Here is a 19,395-nt window from a genome sequence, read left to right as displayed (position 1 = left end):
CAGAAATTCCGAGCGTGGGCAAGTGGTCACACTGGAAGGCCGATGAAGATCTTGCTCCGGCCGCCCGGCTCGCCCCGGATCGCCGGTAGATGTCAATCGGCGTGAATGGGTGCAAGCCGGGTGCGATTTACAAGATCTTCAGGGCACTTCTAGAGCCGGGGCGTGACCGAGCCCGAGCGGGACGCGTCCGTGCCCCAGCTCGCCAGCAGCCGCAGGGCGTCGGCGGACGGGGAGCCGGGTTCGGCGTGGTAGGTGATCAGGGCCTGTTCCTGGTCGTCGGGCAGGCGGAGCGTCTCGAAGGAGAGGGTGAGGTCACCGACCAGGGGGTGGCGCATGCGCTTCAGCCCGTGGCTCTTCTCCTTCACGTCGTGGGTCGCCCACAGTCGCCGGAACTCCTCGCTCTTCACCGACAACTCGCCCACCAACGCCGACAGCAGCGGGTCGTCCGGATGGCAGCCCGCGTCCATCCGCAGATGGCTGACGATGTCGGCCGCCTTCTGGTCCCAGTCGACATACAGATCCCGGTAGGCGGGCCGCAGGAACACCAGCCGCGCCCAGTTCCGTTCCTGCGCCGGCAGCTCCGACCAGTCCCCGAACACCGCCGCCGCCATCCGGTTCCAGACGAGGATGTCCGAGCGGCGGCCCGTGACGTACGCCGGGACGCCGTCCAGCGCGTCGATCAGCTGCCGCAGCGCCCCCCGCACCTGCTGCGGACGGGCCGACCGCTTCTTCTTGTGGGACTTCGGCTTCGCGAGGTGCGTGAGATGGGCGTGCTCGGCGTCGTTCAGCCGGAGGGCGCGCGCGATGGCGTCGAGCACCTCCGCCGACACATTGCGCCCGTTGCCCTGCTCCAGCCGCGTGTAGTACGCCACCGACACCCCCGCGAGCTGCGCCAGTTCCTCGCGGCGCAGCCCGGGTACCCGGCGCTGCCGCCCGAAGGCCGGCAGCCCCACGTCCTCCGGCTTCAGCCGGGCCCGCCGGGAACGCAGGAACTCGCTGAGCTCGGCACGCCGGTCCAGGGCCCCGGCACCTCCGGCCTCGCCGAGCGACGGCGGCCTCTGTACGGCTTCGGGCTGTTCGTCCATACGGCAAGTATTCACGGCTGTACGCCCCTGAGCCTGATCCCGTCAGTGGTAGGACCAGCGGACGTAGGCCGGACCGGGACCTGGGTGAACCCTGGGACTTCGGGCAGGCTCATGGCCGTGCCCGGCCGGAAGGCAGGCCGGACCACGGACGACGATCAGGAGAACCCCGGCATGACCACCACTGTTGCCGCCTACGCTGCCCCCGCCGCCAAGGCCCCGCTGGAGCGCACCACCATCGAGCGCCGTGAAGTCGGTGAGTTCGATGTTCTGATCGACATCAAGTACGCCGGTATCTGTCACTCCGACATCCACCAGGCCCGCGAGGGCTGGGGTGAGGCGATCTTCCCGATGGTCCCGGGCCACGAGATCGCCGGTGTCGTCGAGGCCGTCGGTTCCGGCGTCACCAAGTTCACCGTCGGCGACAACGTCGGCGTCGGCTGCATGGTCGACTCCTGCCGTGCGTGCGAGAACTGCGAGGCGGGCCTGGAGCAGTACTGCCTCAAGGGCAACGTCGGCACGTACAACGCCATCGGAAAGGACGGCGAGCCCACCTACGGCGGCTACGCGGAGAAGATCGTCGTCGACGAGGCATTCACCGTACGCGTCCCCGACGGCATATCCCTCGACGAGGCCGCGCCCCTGCTGTGCGCCGGCATCACCACGTACTCCCCGCTCAGGCACTGGAACGTCGGGCCGGGCAGGAAGGTCGCCGTCGTCGGTCTCGGGGGCCTCGGCCACATGGGCGTGAAGCTCGCCGCCGCCCTCGGCGCCGAGGTGACGGTCCTCTCCCAGTCCCTCCGAAAGAAGGACGACGGCCTCAGGCTGGGCGCGAGCCACTACTACGCGACCAGCGACGAGGCGACCTTCGAGGAACTGCGCGGCTCCTTCGACCTGATCCTCTCGACGGTCTCGGCCCCGCTGAACCTGGACCTCTACCTGTCCCTGCTGAAGACGGACGGCACCTTCGTGAACGTCGGCGGCCCCGAGGAGCCCGTCGCCCTCAACCTCTTCTCCCTCATCGCCGGCCGCAAGACCCTCGCGGGCTCCGGCATCGGCGGCATCCGGGAAACCCAGGAGATGCTCGACTTCTGCGCCGCGCACGGCCTCGGCGCAGAGATCGAACTCATCCGCGCGGACCAGATCAACGAGGCGTACGAGCGGGTGCTGGCGAGCGATGTCCGCTACCGGTTCGTGATCGACACGGCGACGATCTGACCGACGACCGTCTGACGACGGCGGGGAGCACTCGCCCCCGCCTTCTCAGGGGCGTGGGGCCACGGCCTGGTGCTCCAGGGCCGGTTTGACCTGTGGCCGCCCGGCGCATCGCCGGTGTCCTGCGCGATGGCATGACACCGGCCGAGTGCGGAGCGTCGTACCCGGCGTCCACGGCCGGATTGTCCTGCGACGGCGCAGGCGGTGCCGCCGTACGATCCTCCAGATCGACCGTCGCACAGCCGCAGCCACACCTGCCCACCACCCGCGTGTGTGGAATCTGCCAGCAGGGCGCCGCTCACCGGATCCGGGCCGGTCAGCAGCGCCCGCAGAGTCGCCGCGGCTTCCGGCGACAGTGGCTCAGCCATCGGCCCTGGCCACGCCGATCGGGCAGGACACCCCCGTGCCGCCGATGCCGCAGTAGCCCGCCGGGTTCTTGTCCAGGTACTGCTGGTGGTGCGCCTCGGCAGGGTAGAAGGGGCGGCCCTCGGCCGGGAGGATCTCGGTGGTGATGTCGCCGTGGCCGGCGGTGGTGAGGACCTTCTGGTAGGCCTCGCGGGAGGCTTCGGCGGCTGCGGCCTGGGCCGGGGTGTGGGTGTAGACGGCGGAGCGGTACTGCGTGCCGACGTCGTTGCCCTGGCGGTAGCCCTGCGTGGGGTTGTGGGACTCCCAGAAGACCTGGAGGAGGCGCTCGTAGGAGATCAGGGAGGGGTCGTGGACGACTCGGACGGCCTCGGTGTGGCCCGTCAGGCCGGAGCAGACCTCTTCGTAGGTGGGGTTCTCCGTGTAGCCGCCCTGGTAGCCGACGAGGGTCGTCCACACGCCTGCCGGGAGCTGCCAGAACGTACGCTCGGCGCCCCAGAAGCAGCCGAGGCCGAAGTCGGCGGTCTCCAGGTGCTCGGGGTACGGGCCGAGGAGCGGGGTGCCGAGGACGGTGTGGCGGTCCGGGGCCGTGAACGGCGGCTCGGCGCGGCCACGCAGCGCCTGCTCGGGGGTGGGCAGCTGGGGCGTGCGGCCGAAGAGCATCGGGACTCCTACTTCTTGGGGCTTGGGGGGCTTGGGGCTTGTAGGCCTGCGGGGCGCAACGGGCGGGCGGTACCTGGAGAACGTTCCAGGTACCGCCCGCATTCCGCTGTCGCTCACGCCTCTCAGTCCGTCGCGGCTGCCGCCACCACCTGTGCGCAGGAGCTGCGGATACGGCGGTAGGACTCGGCCGTCGCCTCGCCGCCGCCCCGGTACCGCCACGGCAGTGCGTCGACGTACCCGCCGACCAGCTTGTCTCAGTGCGGCAGCGCGGCCGGGTTCCCCCCGTTGGCCTCGTACCCCGCCACCGCCAGAGCGCGGTAGAGCGCGTAGTCCGAGGCCGGGTCGGAGGTGAGGGTCCAGGGGAGGGCGCCGACGTGGCCGTCGACGTGGACGAGCTGGTGCATGGCCTCGGTCCAGCGTTCACTGCGGACCAGGAAGAAGACCAGCAGATGGCGGACGTGCGCCAGCATCGGGTCGTCGGGGCGTGCCGCGTGCACCGCGAACAGGGCGCCGTGGACCGCCTTGGTGACGACCTCGCTCTCGTAGAAGCCCCGCACCAGGTTCACCTCGGGCAGGTGCTCGAGGACCGCGAAGAGCGGCATGGCCGCGAGGAGCGACCCCTGCGGCGCGCGGGCCGCGGCGGCCTCGGCGAAGGAGTGGGCCAGCTCCCGCGAGCCGTGCCACTTCTCGCACCAGTAGTGCAGGGCGGCCAGATGCGCTCCCATGTGCGCCGGGTTCCGGTCCAGGATCTTCAGCCAGAGCTGCTCGAACTCCTCACGGGGGTACCCCAGTCCACGCGCCACCGACAGCTCGATGATGTACGGGACCGGGTCGCCCGGGGCCAGCAGCGCCGCGTCGCCGCACGCCGATCTGGCCTCCTCCATGATGATCCGGAAGTCGTCCGTGCCCGGCGTCGACGTCCGCCACGCCTGCTGCACCAGGAACTCCGCGTGCACCGCCGCGCCGCCCGCGTCCTTGGGCGCCTCCGCGCGCCACACCCGCAGCCACTGCCCGCCCGGCGACTCGCCCGCCCCGCCGGGCCGCTGCGCCAGCTCCAGCGCCGCCGCGCCCGCGAACGCCTGCACCCGCTGCCACCGGACCTCTCCGGCCGCCTCCGTACCGGCCAGCAGCTGCTTCGCCGCCCGGTAGTCCTGCGAACGCTGCACCACGTCCAGCACGTCCAGCAGATCCTGGTCCGGACCCGGCATCCGCACGTCCAGCAGCTCCTGCCGCACGAACCCGTAGTCCGCCGGGTCCGCGGCGTCCGGGTGCCCCGCCTCCACCTGCTGAATGCCGGCCCGCCGACGCGCCACGATCGGCCACATCACGAACCCGATCATGAGCATCGCCATCAGGGCCCAGAGAATCTCCATGAGACAAGGGTTCCAGACGCCACCGACAATCGCCCAACCCGGTCGGAGGCCACTGTTCTTCCTGAGCCGGCAGGCCCCCCGGCACTCGGCGCGGCCACCGGGCGCAAGGACCCCTTAGGCTCGATCCCTATGAGCGACACCCACACCAGCCAGCACTTCGAGACCCTCGCGATCCACGCGGGCAACACCGCGGATCCCCTCACCGGCGCGGTCGTCCCGCCGATCTACCAGGTCTCGACCTACAAGCAGGACGGCGTAGGAGGCCTGCGCGGCGGCTACGAGTACAGCCGCAGCGCCAACCCCACCCGCACCGCCCTGGAGGAGAACCTCGCCGCCCTGGAGGGCGGCCGGCGCGGCCTCGCGTTCGCGTCGGGGCTGGCCGCCGAGGACTGCCTGCTGCGTACGCTGCTCAGCCCCGGCGACCACGTGGTCATCCCGAACGACGCCTACGGCGGCACGTTCCGCCTCTTCGCGAAGGTCGTCTCCCGGTGGGGCGTGGACTGGTCCGTCGCCGACACCGGCGACCCCACGGCCGTACGGGCCGCCATCACCCCGAAGACGAAGGCCGTCTGGGTGGAGACCCCCTCCAACCCGCTGCTCGGCATCACCGACATCCCGGCCGTCGCCCAGGTCGCCCGCGAGGCCGGCGCGAAGCTGGTCGTCGACAACACCTTCGCCACCCCCTACCTCCAGCAGCCGCTCTCGCTCGGCGCGGACGTCGTCGTGCACTCGCTCACCAAGTACATGGGCGGCCACTCCGACGTCGTCGGCGGCGCCCTGATCGTCGGCGACCAGGAGCTGGGCGAGGAACTGGCGTACCACCAGAACGCGATGGGCGCGGTCGCCGGGCCCTTCGACTCCTGGCTGGTGCTGCGCGGCACCAAGACGCTCGCCGTCCGCATGGACCGGCACAGCGAGAACGCCACCAAGGTCGCCGACATGCTCACCCGGCACCCGCGCGTGTCCAGCGTGCTCTACCCGGGCCTGCCCGAGCACCCCGGGCACGAGGTCGCCGCCAAGCAGATGAAGGCGTTCGGCGGCATGGTGTCGTTCCGGGTAACCGGCGGCGAGGAGGCGGCCGTCGAGGTCTGCGACCGCGCGAAGGTGTTCACCCTCGGTGAGTCCCTGGGCGGTGTCGAGTCCCTGATCGAGCACCCGGGACGCATGACGCACGCCTCCGTGGCCGGCTCCGCCCTGGAGGTCCCCGCCGACCTCGTACGCCTCTCCGTGGGCATCGAGAACGTCGACGACCTCCTGGCGGACCTCCAGCAGGCCCTGGGCTAGCGCCGAGGCAGGCGACGTCCGCCCCGTCGCGACGCCCGGCACGCCCTCCCGCCGCACCGGCCGAAAAGCCCGAGTACGCCCAGGCGCTTCGGGCGGATGACGCCTTCCGGCCGGCCCACCGAGAGCACGCACCGGACGCCGCTCATTCGCGGGCGGACGTCGCCTGCCGCGGCACCAGCTGTTCTGTCCCGGGAGGCGGCGCCGGACCCGGTCCGCGGCGTGCGTGACCCGGGTCACCAGCCCGTCAGCGGTGGAGTCGTCTCCGACGGCGGCTCCACCCAGGGGCGGGCCGTCGACGCCCACACCAGGAACGCCACCACGGCGGCCAGCAGCACCAGCCACATCACCCGGCGGGCCGCCGTCCGGCGCCGCAGCATGCGCCCGCCGCGCCGCACCGCGTCACCGCACAGGCCGGGCGGCACCTCGGGCGGCGTCCGCTCCAGGATCCGCCGCACGGCCGCCTCCCGGTCCCGCAGACTCATGACGGTGCCACCTCCGCCACCCCGGGCGCGGCCTCGCGCGGGGGATGCAGGACGGTCGCCATCGCGCGCGCACAGATCGCCCGTACGCGTTCGGCGGGCAGCCCGAGAAGCGCCGCGGTCTGTTCCTCGGCGACACCCTCGTAGAGCCTGAGGACGAGGATCAGGCGCTCCTGAGGGCTGAGGCCGCCCAGTACACCGCCGGGCTCGGGGCGGAAGAGACCGTGGTGGTGCCAGGCACCGCGCGCGAAGCGGACGGCCAGGTGCTGACGGGTTCGGTCGTAGGGGTCCTCGCCGCGCAGCCGGTCCCAGGTGGCGTAGGTGTGGGCGAGGGCGTGGGTCAGCAGCCGCCGCGCGCGCGGGTTGGCGTTCGGCGGCTCCGCCGTGAGCAGGGTGGCGGTCCGCGTCAGCCGCCCCGCCGCACCCGCGACGAACGCCTCGAACTCCCGGTCCCGGCGGGCGCCCCGGACCGCATGCCGTTCTCGCACCGCGCCTCCCGCCTGAGGCCGAACGTGAGGGGAACGGGCCCGGCCGTTACGGATCCGTCCGCCGCGTACGACGTGGGCCCGGTCTCATATGAGGCCAGAAGAGGGTGCGCGGTCAAGAGTCAGGACGGGGACGGTGCCTCCGGAGCGGCGGCCATGCGGGCGGAGAGCGCGGTGTTGAAGCGCGTCAGGAGGGAGCAGAACACCTCGCGCTCCCCGGGGGCCCACTCCTCGGTCAGCTCGGCCATCAACCGGCGCCTGGAGGAACGTACCTCCTCCAGGCGGGACAGCCCGCGCGGCGACAGCTGAAGCACCACCGCGCGGCCGTCCTCCGGGTGCGAGGTGCGCTTGACGAGACCGGTGTCCACGAGCGGCGCCACCTGACGGGTGACCGTCGAGGAGTCGATCCCCATGCTCGCCGCGAGTGCCTTGACGCCCATCGGACCTTCCTTGTCGAGGCGGTTGAGCAGCAGGTACGCGGCACGGTCCATGGAGTTGCGCACCTGCCCGACGCCGCCGAGCCGGGTCTGTTCGGCACGGCGTGCGAAGACCGCGACCTCGTGCTGCAGCGTGTCGAGAAGACCGTCGTCACCGACGGTCGTCATCTCCATCGACATTTCAGGTGTTGTGGGCATGACCAAAGGCTCAATTCGTGCGTGAGGCGCTGGGTTGGGGGACAGAGTACGCGGACCGGGCGCAAGGTGTACCGGCCCCGTCGAAACCCGACCCGGCCCTTGATCACACCCGCGTTCCGCCACTGTGAACTGCGAGACTGGTGTTCATGAGCTACAGCACGGCCGACTCCTTTCCACGGGTGACGCTCGACGACGTGCGAGGTGCCCAGAAGATGCTTACGGGCGTCTCACGTGTCACCGCAATGGAAGGCAGCAGGCATCTGTCGCAGCTCGTCGGCGCCCCGGTGCACCTCAAGTGCGAGAACCTCCAGCGGACGGGCTCCTTCAAGCTGCGCGGCGCGTACGTCCGTATCGCGGGCCTGCTGCCCGAGGAGCGCGCCGCCGGCGTCGTCGCCGCGAGTGCGGGCAACCACGCCCAGGGCGTCGCCCTCGCCTCCTCGCTCCTCGGTGTGCGCTCCACGGTCTTCATGCCGAAGGGCGCCCCGCTGCCGAAGATCAGCGCGACCGAGGAGTACGGCGCCGAGGTGCGCCTGCACGGCACGGTGGTCGACGAGACACTGACCGCGGCCCAGGAGTACGCGGCCCGGACGGGCGCGGTGTTCATCCACCCCTTCGACCACCGTGACGTCATCGCGGGCCAGGGCACGGTCGGCCTGGAGATCCTGGACCAGTGCCCCGAGGTGCGCACGATCGTCGTCGGCATCGGCGGGGGCGGGCTCGCGGCGGGCATCGCGGTCGCGGTGAAGTCGCTGCGGCCGGACGTACGCCTCATCGGTGTCCAGGCGGAGGGCGCGGCGGCGTACCCGCCCTCGCTCGCCGCCGGGCGGCCGGTGGCCGTGGAGAACCCGGCGACGATGGCCGACGGCATCAAGGTCGGACGGCCGGGCGACGTGCCGTTCGGAATCGTCGCCGACCTGGTGGACGAGGTCCGTACGGTCTCGGAGTACAACCTCTCCAGCGCCCTCCTGCTCTGCCTGGAGCGGGCCAAACTGGTCGTGGAACCGGCCGGCGCCAGCCCCGTCGCGGCCCTGCTGCGCGACCCGAAGGCCTTCGAGGGCCCGGTCGTCGCGGTGCTGTCGGGCGGCAACGTCGACCCGCTGCTGATGCAGCGCATCCTGCGCCACGGCATGGCCGCCGGGGGCCGCTACCTTCAGGTCCGCCTCCGCCTGACCGACCGCCCGGGCGCCCTCGCGACGCTCCTCGGGGTGCTGTCAGCGGTCGACGCCAACGTCCTCGACGTGAGCCATGTCCGGACCGACCCCCGGCTCGGGCTCACCGAGGTGGAGGTCGAACTGCACCTGGAGACCAGGGGCCCGACGCACTGCGCCGAGGTCAACCTCGCCCTCCGCGAGGCGGGCTACACCGTCATCGACTGAGGCCGATGCCCGCTTCGGCATGACGGTGCCCCCGGCTCCGCGAGGGTGCCGGGGGCATCGCTGAGGCGAGGGCGGGTCGCCGCTCAGCTCCGGTAGGGCTCGGCCTTGAGGATCCTCACCGAGGCGAACTTGCCGTTCGGCAGCTCGTACTCGGCGTCCTGGCCGACCTTCTTGCCGATCACACCCGAGCCCAGCGGGGACTGGGGGAGTAGGTCTCGATGTCGGAACTGGCGTACTCCCGGGAGGCGAGCAGGAAGGTGACCGTGTCGTCCTCGTCGCCGTCGAAGGCGATCGTCACGACCATGCCGGGTGCCACCGCGCCGTCCGCCGACGCCGGCGCCTCGCCGACCTTGGCGTTCTCCAGGAGCTGGGTCAGCTGGCGCACCCGGAGCTCCTGCTTGCCCTGCTCCTCCTTGGCCGCGTGGTACCCGCCGTTCTCACGCAGGTCGCCCTCCTCGCGCGCGGCCGCGATCTTCGCGGCGATCTCCGTACGCGCAGGACCAGACAGGTACTCCAGCTCGGCCCTGAGCTGGTTGTACGCCTCCTGGGTCAGCCAGGTGACGTTCTCGCTGGTCTGGGTCACAGGTGCTCCTCGTAGGTACTGGGAATACAAAGCATCGCCCTACCCAGAAGAGTGGTCCTTCATGAGTGGGCGAAACCACGAGCCTAACAATTCAGTGGCGGAAGCGGGAGGACATAAACCACAAGCATTACGTCGACGCAGGTCAGGGCCGTGTTACGGAGAGCCGGACCCGGGCCGGTGCCTCGTCCGGCGCTCAGTCGCCGCCCCGTCGCCGCTCAGTCGGCGTGACAGCCCACCAGCTCGGCGGTGGTGCCCCGGGACGCCGTACGGAGAGTGACGACCTTGTCGATGCCGGTGGTGTCGGCGCCGAAGCGGAAGTCGGCGCGGCCGACCTCGGCGCCGTCCTCGGCCTGGGAGCGGACGGTGCAGTAGCCCTCGACCCCGGCGTCCTTGTCGCCCCTGAGGTGCACCTTCACCGAGGAGGCCGAGGTGTCGAAGGTGTAGATCTCGACGCTGATCCGGTTCCCGGCGACGTAGTGGTGGGCGAACCAGCCGATGAGGACGAGGAGGGCGGCGCCCAGGACGGCGCCGACGGCCTTGAGCCTGCGGTCGGCACGCTCGTCGGCGGAGCGGCCGTAGCGGCCCTCGGGCAGCTGACTGCTCGCCGTGCTCATGGTCGTCCTCTCGAAAGGGGCCGGGTGTCTCCTCCCGGAAGGGGCGTCCAGGCTCTGGACCGGGAATATCCCGCCTCCCGATGCCGTCACTATAGAAGCCTCCAGCCCAGCGCCTGACGGCCGCCCCGGCCGGGTGTCCGAGGGGGGCGGCAGTATGGGGCCCACCGGATCGCGCCGGGCCGAGTCACCGAAGTTCAGGCAGGGCGCCGACCTACGAGGGAATGAGTCTTGACCGACCAGCTGCGACTGATGGCCGTGCACGCACACCCCGACGACGAGTCGAGCAAGGGTGCGGCCACCATGGCGAAGTACGTGTCCGAGGGGGTGGACGTGCTGGTCGTGACCTGCACGGGCGGGGAGCGCGGCTCCATCCTCAATCCGAAACTGCAGGGCGACAAGTACGTCGAGGAGCACATCCACGAGGTGCGCAAGAAGGAGATGGACGAAGCCCGCGAGATCCTCGGCGTCGAGCAGGAGTGGCTCGGCTTCGTCGACTCGGGCCTTCCGGAGGGCGACCCCCTCCCACCCCTTCCCGACGGCTGCTTCGCCCTGGAGGACGTCGACGAGGCGGCCGGCGAGCTGGTCAGGAAGATCCGCGCGTTCCGCCCCCAGGTGATCACCACCTACGACGAGAACGGCGGGTACCCCCACCCCGACCACATCATGACCCACAAGATCTCGATGGTGGCCTTCGAGGGCGCGGCGGACACCGAGAAGTACCCCGAGGCCGAGTACGGCCCGGTGTACCAGCCGCAGAAGCTGTACTACAACCAGGGCTTCAACCGCCCCCGCACCGAGGCGCTGCACAACGCCCTGGTGGCGCGCGGCCTGGAGTCCCCGTACGGTGACTGGCTCAAGCGCTGGGACGAGTCCGAGCACAAGGACCGCACGCTCACCACGCACATCCCGTGCGCCGAGTTCTTCGAGATCCGTGACAAGGCCCTCATCGCCCACGCCACGCAGATCGACCCCGACGGCGGCTGGTTCCGGGTGCCGCTGGAGCTCCAGAAGGAGGTCTGGCCCACCGAGGAGTACGAGCTCGTCAAGTCCCTGGTGGGCACCTCGCTCCCCGAGGACGACCTGTTTGCGGGCATCCGCTAGCCCTGGGGGACAATGCCAGGCATGAGCGTAAGCCTGGCAGTCACACACCTCGTCCCCCTCGCCAAGGAGCTGGACAAGGACAAGGTCACCCCCGGTGTCCTCGGCTTCATCGTCTTCGCGGTGATGGCCCTGGCGGTCTGGGGTCTGATGAAGTCCATGAACAAGCACATGGGCAAGGTCGACTTCAAGGAGACGCCCGACGCATCCGTCGAGGAGACGACGACGGATACGGGCGGGAAGACGACGCCGGCGAAGGGCTGAGCGTGTCCCGTCTCAAATGATCTGGTCTCGGACCAGTCCTGTGACCTGCGACGACCAGATCTGTTGAGACGTGGGGAAACCGGAAATCTCAGCTGATGTGGTCCCTGCTCAGCGGATTGACTGCCGTTGGCGACAGGCCTTCTGACGGCAGCGGTGGGAACACGTTCGGTGTCGCGCCCGATGGCGACCTGATGGCAGTGGTCCCGCGCAGACCCTGCAGGACCGCGTGCCCTGGGCCGGGGCGAGGGCGTCAGCCCTCGCCCCGGCCGTGTGGGGTGAAGCCGCAGGTTCGGGAGGCGAGGCGGAAGGCTCCAGTGCCGAAGCCGACAGCCCCGGAAGAGCTCGGCTGCTGCCGTCAAGCGGAGATCAGGGCTGCTGTCACGACGTTTCGACGGCCCACTTCAGCAGGGATGCCGTTTCGTCGATGGCATGGGTGAGTGCTTGTGGCTGGGGAGCCAGGTTGGCCAGGACGCGGTCGATGCTTCGCAGCCCCGCGCGGTCGAGCAGCCTTTTCTCGTTGGCAACCCACTCTCCCCGCGCCGCCATGACCGCGTGCGCCGTCTGGCAGGCGGCGGTGGCGATTGCCCCAGCGCTCTCGGCGAGGTGCCCGCGTTCGGCGTGGGCAGCGCGATAAGCGGGCCGGTCGCCGAGGTGCAGAGCATTCGCCGCCTCAGCCTTTCTGCTCCGGGTGCGCCACGGCCAGCATCGGCATGCAGACCGCCGACCACCGCCGGCTAAGAAGCCGCAAGATTGCGAGAATACGAAAGGCCGGGGCGACCGGAGAGCTGTGTCTCGCCGACGACGGTGAACCCGACGCGGGCCAGCACGGCCCGCGACGCCGCGTTGTCGAGGGTGGTCGCGGCTCGCAGGACGGTCAGCCCGTACCCGTCGGCGGCAAGATCGCACAGCTTCCGCACGGCCCAAGTGGCCAGCCCCCGGCCTGCGGCACGCTCTGCAATCCGATACCCGAGTTCGGCGCTGCCATCCGCCACATCCACGAGGTTGACCCGCCCCAGCACCTCGGCGTCGGCGCCGACCAGCACATGGAACCAGCAGACCCCAGCCTCCTGCTCGGCAAGCAGGGCACGATGCCGCTCGTCGAACCGAGCGAAGTAGTCCTCGCCTCGGTCAGGGATGGACGCGGCGAAGTAGGCCCGGTTCTCCCGCTCGAAGGCAAGAAGCGCGGGCGCGTGGTCCGGACGGAGCAGTTGTAACTCGGGCATGGGGAGGACTGTACGCAACCCAACCGCCCTCAGCCCCTCACTTCGCAGCGTGATCTGAAGGTGGCAGTTTCCGGGGCAGAAGCTGATGGACCCGGCGACTCGGCTGCGGTTGCAGCCGATGTGTATGAGGTCTGGGGTCGGGTGCCCTCAGAACAGTTCACTCACGGGCGATGACTTTGCTCCGGGGCAAGGGTCTTCTCCTTGAACGCCCCTGCCGGACGCCACCTGTTCCGGCCAAGGTGCAACGCAGAGCACTACCCGTGACAGGAGACGCTGCCGCATGACTGATCCGAAACTGACAGCAGACCACAGCCGGACGGCTGGGGTTTGGCCCCTGATCCACGCTGAGCGAGCGGCGCTGGCGGCTGATCTCGCAGACCTGACTGACGAGCAGTGGGCAACACGGTCGTTGTGCACCGAATTGACGGTGCGTGAGGTGCTGGCGCATCTCACCGTGGCGGCGAGCCTCAACTCCGTGCGCTGGCTGGCGGGTGTGATCCGCTGTCGGTTCGACTTCGACAAGCAGGTGGCCATGCGGCTGGCCGAGCAGCTGGGCGCCACCCCGGCCGAGACGCTGGAGAGATTCCGGCGCTTGGTCCCGAGCACCACCAAGCCTCCCCTCCCTGCCATAGCCATGCTCGGCGAGACGATCGTGCACGGAGAAGACATCCGGCGCCCGCTGGGCATCCGCCACGAGTACCCGATTGAGGTGGTCACGCTGGTGGCCGAGTACTACCAGGGATCGGACCTCGTGGTCGTGGCCAAGGGACGCATCGGTGGCCTGAGACTCGTCGCGAATGACGGTCCCTTCACCACCGGTTCCGGGCAGCTCGTCTCCGGTGCCACCTTGGCCCTGGTGATGGCGATGACCGGGCGTTCGACGTACTGCGACGACCTCGAAGGTGACGGCGTCGAGCTTCTCCGCAGGCGGTGCGGGATGGCGTGACTGCGCTGAGTCAGCCGGGCCCGGCCCGCCGGTACGCCGTGATTCAAAGGCGGCTTCCGGGCGGGATGCCTCTGCGTTGGCTCCGCTCACCCTTGCCCGCCCGTCACCGGCACCCCCATCACCTCCCGCGCGTGCCGGTTCGGGACCATGCCGAGGGTCCAGGCGCGCCAGCCGGCCTCCAGGTTCACTCCGCGCTCCAGCAGCAGCTGATACGCCTCCACGTACTCGGTGAGTTTCCCGTCGCGCAAAGGGTGGGCGGTGCGGGAGAGATGGGCGAGTTCCTCCTGGGCGACGGCCGTGCCGATCTCCACGCCGCCGGGGGCCGCGTAGGGCAGGAGCGTGCACCGCAGGAAGCGGGCCCAGTCCTCGCCTCGGCGGTCCCCGTAGGACGTGAAGAGCCGGGCGGCCTCTTCGACGAGGGCGAGGGCCTGGGGGGTGCGGTTGTTGCCGGCGTCCACGACGGCCAGCTCCAGACAGGTCCAGGCCTCGCCGTGGGCGACGCCGATGCGCTGGAAGTCGGCGCGGGCGTCGACGAGGAGCTGCCGGGCGAATCCGGAGTTCCGCAAGGAGCCGGTCTGGACCGCTCGCTGGTCGCGGGTGACGCGGGCGGAGTGGTGGCGGGCGCAGGCGAGGCCGTAGACGTCGCGCATACGGGAGAACATCGTGCGTGAGCGTTCCAGTTCACGGACCGCCTGGTCCAGGTTGCCCGTCTCCTCCACGGCCTGGCCCAGGTAGTAGCCGGTCCAGGCCTCACCGCGGGCGTCCTCGTTGTCGCGGTGCCGGGAGAGCGCCTGGCGGAGGCCGTCCACTGCGGCGGAGGGATCGCCGGCGAGAAGACCGGCGCGGGCGAGCTGGGTCATGGACCAGGCCTGGCCGCGCGGGTCGCGGGTGCGGCCGAAGAGGTCCAGGGCGGAGCGCAGCTCGGTCTCCGCGCGCGGTACGTCGCCCATACGCAGCAGCAGCTGGCCCAGCTGGTAGTGCGCCCAGCCCTCGCCGTGCAAGGACTCCTGCTGACGGTGGACGACCAGGGCGCGGGTGAGGAGGTCCATGGCGTCGGCGAGGTGGGCGCGGTCGCGTTCCACCGCCGCCAGCGCGTGCATGGTCCAGGCGCGGTCCGCCGCCAGCCGGGGGACCGACTGGAGCTGGAGGGCCTCCAGCAGCTTCTCCGCCGCCTCGGTCAGATTGCCCTGGTGATGGAGCGTGATGCCGAGGGAGCACAGGGCACGGGCGGCGCCCGCGTCGTGCTTCGTCTCCATGTAGAGGTCGACGACCGAGGCGAGCGTCGAGCGCGCCTTGTCCAGCTCGCCCAGCTGACGGGCCGCGATCCCCGTACGCCACTGGACCGAGCGCGTCAGCAGCCCTTGGTCCACCGACTGGGCCAGTTCGCTCAGCTCACCGAGGCGGTAGAGGTCGCCGCGCAGCAGGCAGTAGTCGCACAGGGCGCCCAGGAGGCTGAGGACCGCCGCCTGGTTCACGCCCTCCGCGTGCCGGAGCGTGGAGGTGATGAAGCTCGTCTCGTCGTCCAGCCAGCGCAGCGCCTCGTCCAGGGACACGAAGCCGTGCGAGCCGAAGCGGTCGGAGCGGGTCGACATGTTGCCGTCGACCAGGCGGAGGACCGAGTCGGCGAGGTCGGCGTAGGTGACGATCAGGCGTTCCTGCGCGGCCGTGCGCTCGCTCGGCTCCTCCTCGTCGAGGAGGCGGGCCTGGGCGAAGGCGCGGACCAGGTCGTGCAGCCGGTAGCGGTTGCCGTGGACGTGGTCGATCAGGCCCGCGCGGGCGAGCGCGGTGAGGTGCCGGGTCGCCTCCGTCTCGTCGGTCGCCAGGAGGGAGGCGGCGGCTGCCGCCCCCAGCGACGCCCGACCGGCCAGGGCCAGCCGGCGCAGCAGTCGGCGGGAGGGCTCCGACTGGTCGGTGTAGCGCAGCCACAGGGCCCGCTCCACCGGCTCGACGGGGCCGTACGCGCTCAAATCCGCGGCCAGCTCTCCGGGTGTACGCGGGCCCAGGGACGAGCCCGCGACACACAGGGCGAGCGGCAGACCGCCGCACAACTGCCCTATCCGGGCGACGGCTTCGGTGTCGTACGAGGCGGCGGGCGCCCCGCCCGAAGCCACTTCGGCGGACGCTCCTCCCTCTCCTCCCGCTGCCTCCGCAGGCACCCCCGCCGCCGGCATCGAGCCGTCCTGGGCCGCCATGCTCAACAGTTCCCGCACGCCGTCTCCGTCGAGCGCCTCGACGGGGAGCTGGTGGACCCAGGCTGGTAGGTCGGCGGGGAGGTCGAGAGGGGAGCGGGCGGTGACCAGGAGGAGGCTGTCGGAGCGTTCGGGGACGAGGGTGCGGACCTGGTCGGGGTCGGAGGCGTCGTCCAGGACGATCGTCACCGCCAGGCCCGTCAGGTGCTGGTGGTACAGCTCGCTCAGCCGCTTGACCTGCTGGTCCTGGGATGTACGCTCACGGAAGAGGAGCTGGTCGCGCGGTGCGCCGAGACGATTCAGCAGATGCATCAGCGCGTCCCGGGTGGACAGCGGCGGCTCCTCCGGGCTGTCGGCGCGCAGATCGACCACACACGCGCCCCTGAAGTAGTCCCGCAGCTCGTGCGCCGCGCGCACGGCGAGGGCGGTACGGCCGGAGCCGGGCGCGCCGTGCAGCACGACGACCGTCGGCCGGGTCTCGGCCTCCGCGCGGGCGGCCTGCACCCACTGGCGGATTCTCCCCATCTCCACCCGCCGACCGGCGAACCGGTCGTTGGCTTCCGGGAGTTGGGCGAACGACTGCTCCAGCACATTGCGCCGCCGCGCCGCCGCGCTCTTGTCGGCGCCGCGCAGCCGGGGCGCCTTCTTCTTCGCCGTGGACGCGGCGAGGACGCGCTGCTGGTCCAGGAACGGCCGTATCCCGCGCACCTCCAGCGCCGTCAGCCACTGCAGCCGCAGCTGCTCGGGGCCGCCGGGCTGGCCCAGGGCGCCCGCGTGGTGGTGGGCGGCGGGGAGGTGGGCGGCGGTCACCTTCAGGACCGTCGCCACCGCGCCGGCGACGCCGACGATCACGCCGGTGCTCACAGCCGTGCCGGCGTCGACGCCGAAGGAGAGGTCGGCCACCACGGCGGTGCCGGCCGCGACGGCCGCCACCAGCAGGGGAGTTCCGGAGCCCTCCTTCGCGTAGCGCTGGCCGAACGTGAGGCGGCCGGCCTCGGACTCGTCCAGTGCACGGGTGTACGCCTCGTACTCCTCGGCCGCGCTCCGGGCCATCGTGTCCAGTGCCGCGCGGGCCCGGCCCAGCAGGACGACTCCATCGGTGCGCCCACCCGACCTACGGACCTCCTCCTCGACCGCCCGCACCAACAGCCGTTCGGCCTCCCCCCGGTGGCTGTCCCGCATCCCACGTCCCCCTTCGCCGAAACGGTTGCCTCCGGCCAGTGTGGGCCGCGTAGTCCGTGTAGGCGAGAGGGCGATCTCGCTGCGCCGGGCTTGGCCGGGTCCCGGGTCGGGTGTCGCCGTGGGGACGGGGCAGGTATCGCCGTGGCGGGCGGGGGTCCGTCGCCGACCGCCACGCCGTCGTGGCTTGTCGCGCCCACGCGGCGGAGCCGCAGTCGACACAGCGGCGCGCGTGCTGAGCGGTGCCTCCCGGGTACTGCGCCATGATGGACCCCATGGCGAACCGACTGGCCCACGAGACGTCCCCCTACCTTCTGCAGCACGCCGACAACCCGGTGGACTGGTGGCCCTGGTCGGTCGAGGCGTTCGAGGAGGCGCGGCGGCGAGGGGCGCCTGTGCTGCTCAGCGTCGGCTATTCAAGTTGCCACTGGTGCCATGTCATGGCGCACGAGTCGTTCGAGGATGACGACGCCGCTGCGTACATGAACGAGCACTTCGTTTCCGTCAAGGTGGACCGTGAAGAGCGGCCGGACGTCGACGCCGTGTACATGGAGGCGGTGCAGGCGGCCACCGGACAGGGCGGCTGGCCGATGACCGTGTTCCTGACGCCCGACGGCGAGCCCTTCTACTTCGGCACGTACTTCCCGCCGGAGCCCCGCCACGGGATGCCGTCCTTCCGGCAGGTTTTGGATGGCGTACGGGCGGCTTGGGCGGACCGGCGGGACGAGGTCGCCGAGGTCGCCGGAAAGATCGTGCGGGACCTGGCCGGGCGGGAGCTGAGGTTCGCGGCCGTCGACGTGCCCGGTGAGGACGAGCTCGCGCAGGCGCTGCTCGGGCTCACCCGGGAGTACGACGAGGCGCGCGGCGGGTTCGGCGGGGCGCCCAAGTTCCCGCCGTCGATGGTGATCGAGTTCCTGCTGCGGCACGTGGCGCGCACCGGCTCCGAGGGCGCGCTCCAGATGGCACGGGACACCTGCGAGCGCATGGCCCGCGGCGGCATCTACGACCAGCTCGGCGGCGGCTTCGCCCGCTACTCCGTCGACCGCGACTGGGTCGTACCCCACTTCGAGAAGATGCTGTACGACAACGCCCTGCTGTGCCGGGTCTACGCCCACCTGTGGCGGGCCACCGGCTCCGAGCTCGCCCGGCGGGTGGCGCTGGAGACGGCCGACTTCATGGTCCGTGAACTGCGGACGGCCGAGGGCGGGTTCGCGTCCGCGCTGGACGCCGACAGCGACGACGGGACCGGAAGGCATGTCGAGGGCGCCTACTACGTGTGGACGCCGGAGCAGCTGACGGAGGTGCTCGGGGAGGAGGACGGCCGGCTCGCCGCGCACTACTTCGGGGTCACGGAGGAGGGCACCTTCGAGGAGGGAGCGTCGGTTCTCCGGCTCCCGCAGCACGAGGGCGTGTTCGACGCCGAGCGGATCGCGTCGGTCAGGGAGCGGCTGAACGCGGCCCGCGCGCGGCGTCCCGCCCCCGGCCGCGACGACAAGGTGGTGGCCGCCTGGAACGGGCTCGCCGTCGCCGCGCTCGCCGAGACCGGCGCCTACTTCGACCGCCCCGATCTGGTGGACGCCGCGCTCACCGCCGCCGACCTGCTCGTACGACTGCACCTGGATGAGAAGGCGCGGCTCACGCGGACGAGCAAGGACGGGCGCGCCGGGGCCAACGCGGGGGTGCTGGAGGACTACGCGGACGTCGCGGAGGGGTTCCTGTCGCTGGCGTCGGTCACGGGGGAGGGGGTGTGGCTGGAGTTCGCGGGGTTCCTGCTCGACCATGTGCTCGCGCGGTTCGTGGACGAGGAGTCCGGGGCGCTCTACGACACCGCCGCCGACGCGGAGAAGCTCATCCGGCGGCCCCAGGACCCGACCGACAACGCCACGCCGTCCGGGTGGAGCGCGGCGGCGGGGGCGCTGCTGAGCTATGCCGCGCACACCGGGTCCGAGCCCCATCGGACCGCCGCCGAGCGGGCGTTGGGCGTGGTGAAGGCGTTGGGGCCACGGGCGCCGAGGTTCCTCGGGTGGGGACTGGCCACGGCGGAGGCGCTGCTCGACGGGCCGCGTGAGGTGGCGGTCGTCGGACCGGAGGAGCATCCGGGGACGAAGGCGCTGCACCGGACGGCGCTGCTGGGCACCGCGCCGGGCGCGGTGGTGGCCGCGGGGGCCCCGGGCGGTGACGAGCTGCCGCTGCTCGCCGACCGGCCGCTCGTCGGCGGGGAACCGGCCGCGTACGTCTGCCGTGACTTCACCTGCGACGCGCCCACGACGGACCTCGAACTGCTGCGCACGGCCCTCGGAACGGTGGCAACCGACTGACCAGCACGACCTGAGCGCACATATCA

Annotated in this window: 16 protein-coding genes and 1 pseudogene; 7 read left to right on the top strand and 10 right to left on the bottom strand. The window is 71.3% G+C overall.

Annotated elements, in window-relative coordinates; all coding sequences use genetic code 11:
* Positions 1 to 149: 149 nt before the first annotated feature.
* Positions 150 to 1,085: a helix-turn-helix transcriptional regulator gene (locus WBG99_RS12345; RefSeq protein WP_338896378.1), complete on the bottom strand. Its 936-nt coding sequence runs from the start codon at positions 1,083 to 1,085 to the stop codon at positions 150 to 152.
* Positions 1,086 to 1,256: 171 nt separating this feature from the next.
* Between WBG99_RS12345 and WBG99_RS12340 the strand changes: the two genes are divergently transcribed.
* The gene (locus tag WBG99_RS12340; protein ID WP_338896377.1) at positions 1,257 to 2,300 is read left to right on the top strand and encodes an NAD(P)-dependent alcohol dehydrogenase; all 1,044 of its coding nucleotides are present in this window, start codon (positions 1,257 to 1,259) and stop codon (positions 2,298 to 2,300) included.
* A gap of 357 nt (positions 2,301 to 2,657) precedes the next feature.
* Here WBG99_RS12340 and msrA read toward each other — a convergent pair whose 3' ends face one another.
* Together msrA and WBG99_RS12330 are read right to left on the bottom strand one after the other, a co-directional pair.
* Positions 2,658 to 3,323: a peptide-methionine (S)-S-oxide reductase MsrA gene (gene msrA / locus WBG99_RS12335; protein ID WP_338896376.1), complete on the bottom strand. Its 666-nt coding sequence runs from the start codon at positions 3,321 to 3,323 to the stop codon at positions 2,658 to 2,660.
* 254 nt (positions 3,324 to 3,577) lie between these two features.
* Positions 3,578 to 4,696, bottom strand: coding sequence for a hypothetical protein (locus WBG99_RS12330; protein ID WP_338896375.1), 1,119 nt, complete (start codon positions 4,694 to 4,696; stop codon positions 3,578 to 3,580).
* Between the two features lie 129 nt (positions 4,697 to 4,825).
* Between WBG99_RS12330 and WBG99_RS12325 the strand changes: the two genes are divergently transcribed.
* Positions 4,826 to 5,980, top strand: coding sequence for a cystathionine gamma-synthase (locus tag WBG99_RS12325; protein WP_338896374.1), 1,155 nt, complete (start codon positions 4,826 to 4,828; stop codon positions 5,978 to 5,980).
* Between the two features lie 233 nt (positions 5,981 to 6,213).
* On the opposite strand, the gene WBG99_RS12320 is transcribed toward WBG99_RS12325, so the two are convergent.
* The 3 genes from WBG99_RS12320 to WBG99_RS12310 all read right to left on the bottom strand — a co-directional run bounded on the left by WBG99_RS12320 (position 6,214) and on the right by WBG99_RS12310 (position 7,561).
* Positions 6,214 to 6,462: a hypothetical protein gene (locus tag WBG99_RS12320; protein ID WP_338896373.1), complete on the bottom strand. Its 249-nt coding sequence runs from the start codon at positions 6,460 to 6,462 to the stop codon at positions 6,214 to 6,216.
* Positions 6,459 to 6,947, bottom strand: coding sequence for a sigma factor-like helix-turn-helix DNA-binding protein (locus WBG99_RS12315; protein ID WP_338896372.1), 489 nt, complete (start codon positions 6,945 to 6,947; stop codon positions 6,459 to 6,461). The genes WBG99_RS12320 and WBG99_RS12315 overlap by 4 nt, the downstream gene beginning before the upstream one ends.
* Positions 6,948 to 7,066: 119 nt before the next feature.
* Positions 7,067 to 7,561 (bottom strand): MarR family transcriptional regulator, encoded by a 495-nt coding sequence (locus WBG99_RS12310; protein WP_338900312.1) that lies wholly within the window; start codon positions 7,559 to 7,561, stop codon positions 7,067 to 7,069.
* Positions 7,562 to 7,725: 164 nt separating this feature from the next.
* Here WBG99_RS12310 and ilvA point away from each other — a divergent pair, with 164 nt between their 5' ends.
* A complete protein-coding gene (gene ilvA, locus WBG99_RS12305) occupies positions 7,726 to 8,955 on the top strand; it encodes a threonine ammonia-lyase (protein ID WP_338896371.1) in 1,230 nt (409 codons plus the stop codon).
* An 83-nt stretch (positions 8,956 to 9,038) separates the two neighbouring features.
* On the opposite strand, the pseudogene greA reads toward ilvA, so the two are convergent.
* Positions 9,039 to 9,538, bottom strand: a pseudogene (greA, locus tag WBG99_RS12300) (transcription elongation factor GreA).
* A 215-nt stretch (positions 9,539 to 9,753) separates the two neighbouring features.
* Positions 9,754 to 10,152: a DUF4307 domain-containing protein gene (locus WBG99_RS12295; RefSeq protein WP_338896370.1), complete on the bottom strand. Its 399-nt coding sequence runs from the start codon at positions 10,150 to 10,152 to the stop codon at positions 9,754 to 9,756.
* Between the two features lie 249 nt (positions 10,153 to 10,401).
* Between WBG99_RS12295 and mca the strand changes: the two genes are divergently transcribed.
* Complete coding sequence (gene mca, locus WBG99_RS12290) at positions 10,402 to 11,253, top strand: mycothiol conjugate amidase Mca (protein ID WP_338900311.1); 852 nt, start codon at positions 10,402 to 10,404, stop codon at positions 11,251 to 11,253.
* Between the two features lie 21 nt (positions 11,254 to 11,274).
* Positions 11,275 to 11,514 (top strand): hypothetical protein, encoded by a 240-nt coding sequence (locus WBG99_RS12285; protein WP_338896369.1) that lies wholly within the window; start codon positions 11,275 to 11,277, stop codon positions 11,512 to 11,514.
* A 734-nt stretch (positions 11,515 to 12,248) separates the two neighbouring features.
* Here the strand turns inward: WBG99_RS12285 and WBG99_RS12280 are convergent.
* Positions 12,249 to 12,737, bottom strand: coding sequence for a GNAT family N-acetyltransferase (locus WBG99_RS12280; protein WP_338896368.1), 489 nt, complete (start codon positions 12,735 to 12,737; stop codon positions 12,249 to 12,251).
* Positions 12,738 to 13,017: 280 nt separating this feature from the next.
* On the opposite strand from WBG99_RS12280, the gene WBG99_RS12275 reads away from it, so the two are divergent.
* Complete coding sequence (locus WBG99_RS12275; protein WP_338896367.1) at positions 13,018 to 13,683, top strand: maleylpyruvate isomerase family mycothiol-dependent enzyme; 666 nt, start codon at positions 13,018 to 13,020, stop codon at positions 13,681 to 13,683.
* A gap of 86 nt (positions 13,684 to 13,769) precedes the next feature.
* Here WBG99_RS12275 and WBG99_RS12270 read toward each other — a convergent pair whose 3' ends face one another.
* On the bottom strand, positions 13,770 to 17,054 hold the full coding sequence (locus WBG99_RS12270) for a tetratricopeptide repeat protein (protein ID WP_338896366.1): 3,285 nt from the start codon (positions 17,052 to 17,054) through the stop codon (positions 13,770 to 13,772).
* A gap of 272 nt (positions 17,055 to 17,326) precedes the next feature.
* On the opposite strand from WBG99_RS12270, the gene WBG99_RS12265 reads away from it, so the two are divergent.
* Complete coding sequence (locus tag WBG99_RS12265) at positions 17,327 to 19,369, top strand: thioredoxin domain-containing protein (protein ID WP_338896365.1); 2,043 nt, start codon at positions 17,327 to 17,329, stop codon at positions 19,367 to 19,369.
* The last annotated feature ends 26 nt before the right edge of the window (positions 19,370 to 19,395 follow it).

The organism is Streptomyces sp. TG1A-60 (genome assembly GCF_037201975.1).
GTDB lineage: Bacteria > Actinomycetota > Actinomycetes > Streptomycetales > Streptomycetaceae > Streptomyces.
Note: the sequence above shows the minus strand (reverse complement) of the source record. Positions and strands in the feature narration are given on the sequence as shown.

What these genes read in the sequence shown, in the direction of transcription:
- WBG99_RS12345 (WP_338896378.1), bottom strand. Translation starts at nt 1,085, where the DNA reads ATGGACGAACAGCCCGAAGCCGTACAGAGGCCGCCGTCGCTCGGCGAG.
- WBG99_RS12340 (WP_338896377.1), top strand. Translation starts at nt 1,257, where the DNA reads ATGACCACCACTGTTGCCGCCTACGCTGCCCCCGCCGCCAAGGCCCCG.
- msrA (WP_338896376.1), bottom strand. Translation starts at nt 3,323, where the DNA reads ATGCTCTTCGGCCGCACGCCCCAGCTGCCCACCCCCGAGCAGGCGCTG.
- WBG99_RS12330 (WP_338896375.1), bottom strand. Translation starts at nt 4,696, where the DNA reads ATGGAGATTCTCTGGGCCCTGATGGCGATGCTCATGATCGGGTTCGTG.
- WBG99_RS12325 (WP_338896374.1), top strand. Translation starts at nt 4,826, where the DNA reads ATGAGCGACACCCACACCAGCCAGCACTTCGAGACCCTCGCGATCCAC.
- WBG99_RS12320 (WP_338896373.1), bottom strand. Translation starts at nt 6,462, where the DNA reads ATGAGTCTGCGGGACCGGGAGGCGGCCGTGCGGCGGATCCTGGAGCGG.
- WBG99_RS12310 (WP_338900312.1), bottom strand. Translation starts at nt 7,561, where the DNA reads ATGTCGATGGAGATGACGACCGTCGGTGACGACGGTCTTCTCGACACG.
- ilvA (WP_338896371.1), top strand. Translation starts at nt 7,726, where the DNA reads ATGAGCTACAGCACGGCCGACTCCTTTCCACGGGTGACGCTCGACGAC.
- WBG99_RS12295 (WP_338896370.1), bottom strand. Translation starts at nt 10,152, where the DNA reads ATGAGCACGGCGAGCAGTCAGCTGCCCGAGGGCCGCTACGGCCGCTCC.
- mca (WP_338900311.1), top strand. Translation starts at nt 10,402, where the DNA reads ATGGCCGTGCACGCACACCCCGACGACGAGTCGAGCAAGGGTGCGGCC.
- WBG99_RS12285 (WP_338896369.1), top strand. Translation starts at nt 11,275, where the DNA reads ATGAGCGTAAGCCTGGCAGTCACACACCTCGTCCCCCTCGCCAAGGAG.
- WBG99_RS12280 (WP_338896368.1), bottom strand. Translation starts at nt 12,737, where the DNA reads ATGCCCGAGTTACAACTGCTCCGTCCGGACCACGCGCCCGCGCTTCTT.
- WBG99_RS12275 (WP_338896367.1), top strand. Translation starts at nt 13,018, where the DNA reads ATGACTGATCCGAAACTGACAGCAGACCACAGCCGGACGGCTGGGGTT.
- WBG99_RS12270 (WP_338896366.1), bottom strand. Translation starts at nt 17,054, where the DNA reads ATGCGGGACAGCCACCGGGGGGAGGCCGAACGGCTGTTGGTGCGGGCG.
- WBG99_RS12265 (WP_338896365.1), top strand. Translation starts at nt 17,327, where the DNA reads ATGGCGAACCGACTGGCCCACGAGACGTCCCCCTACCTTCTGCAGCAC.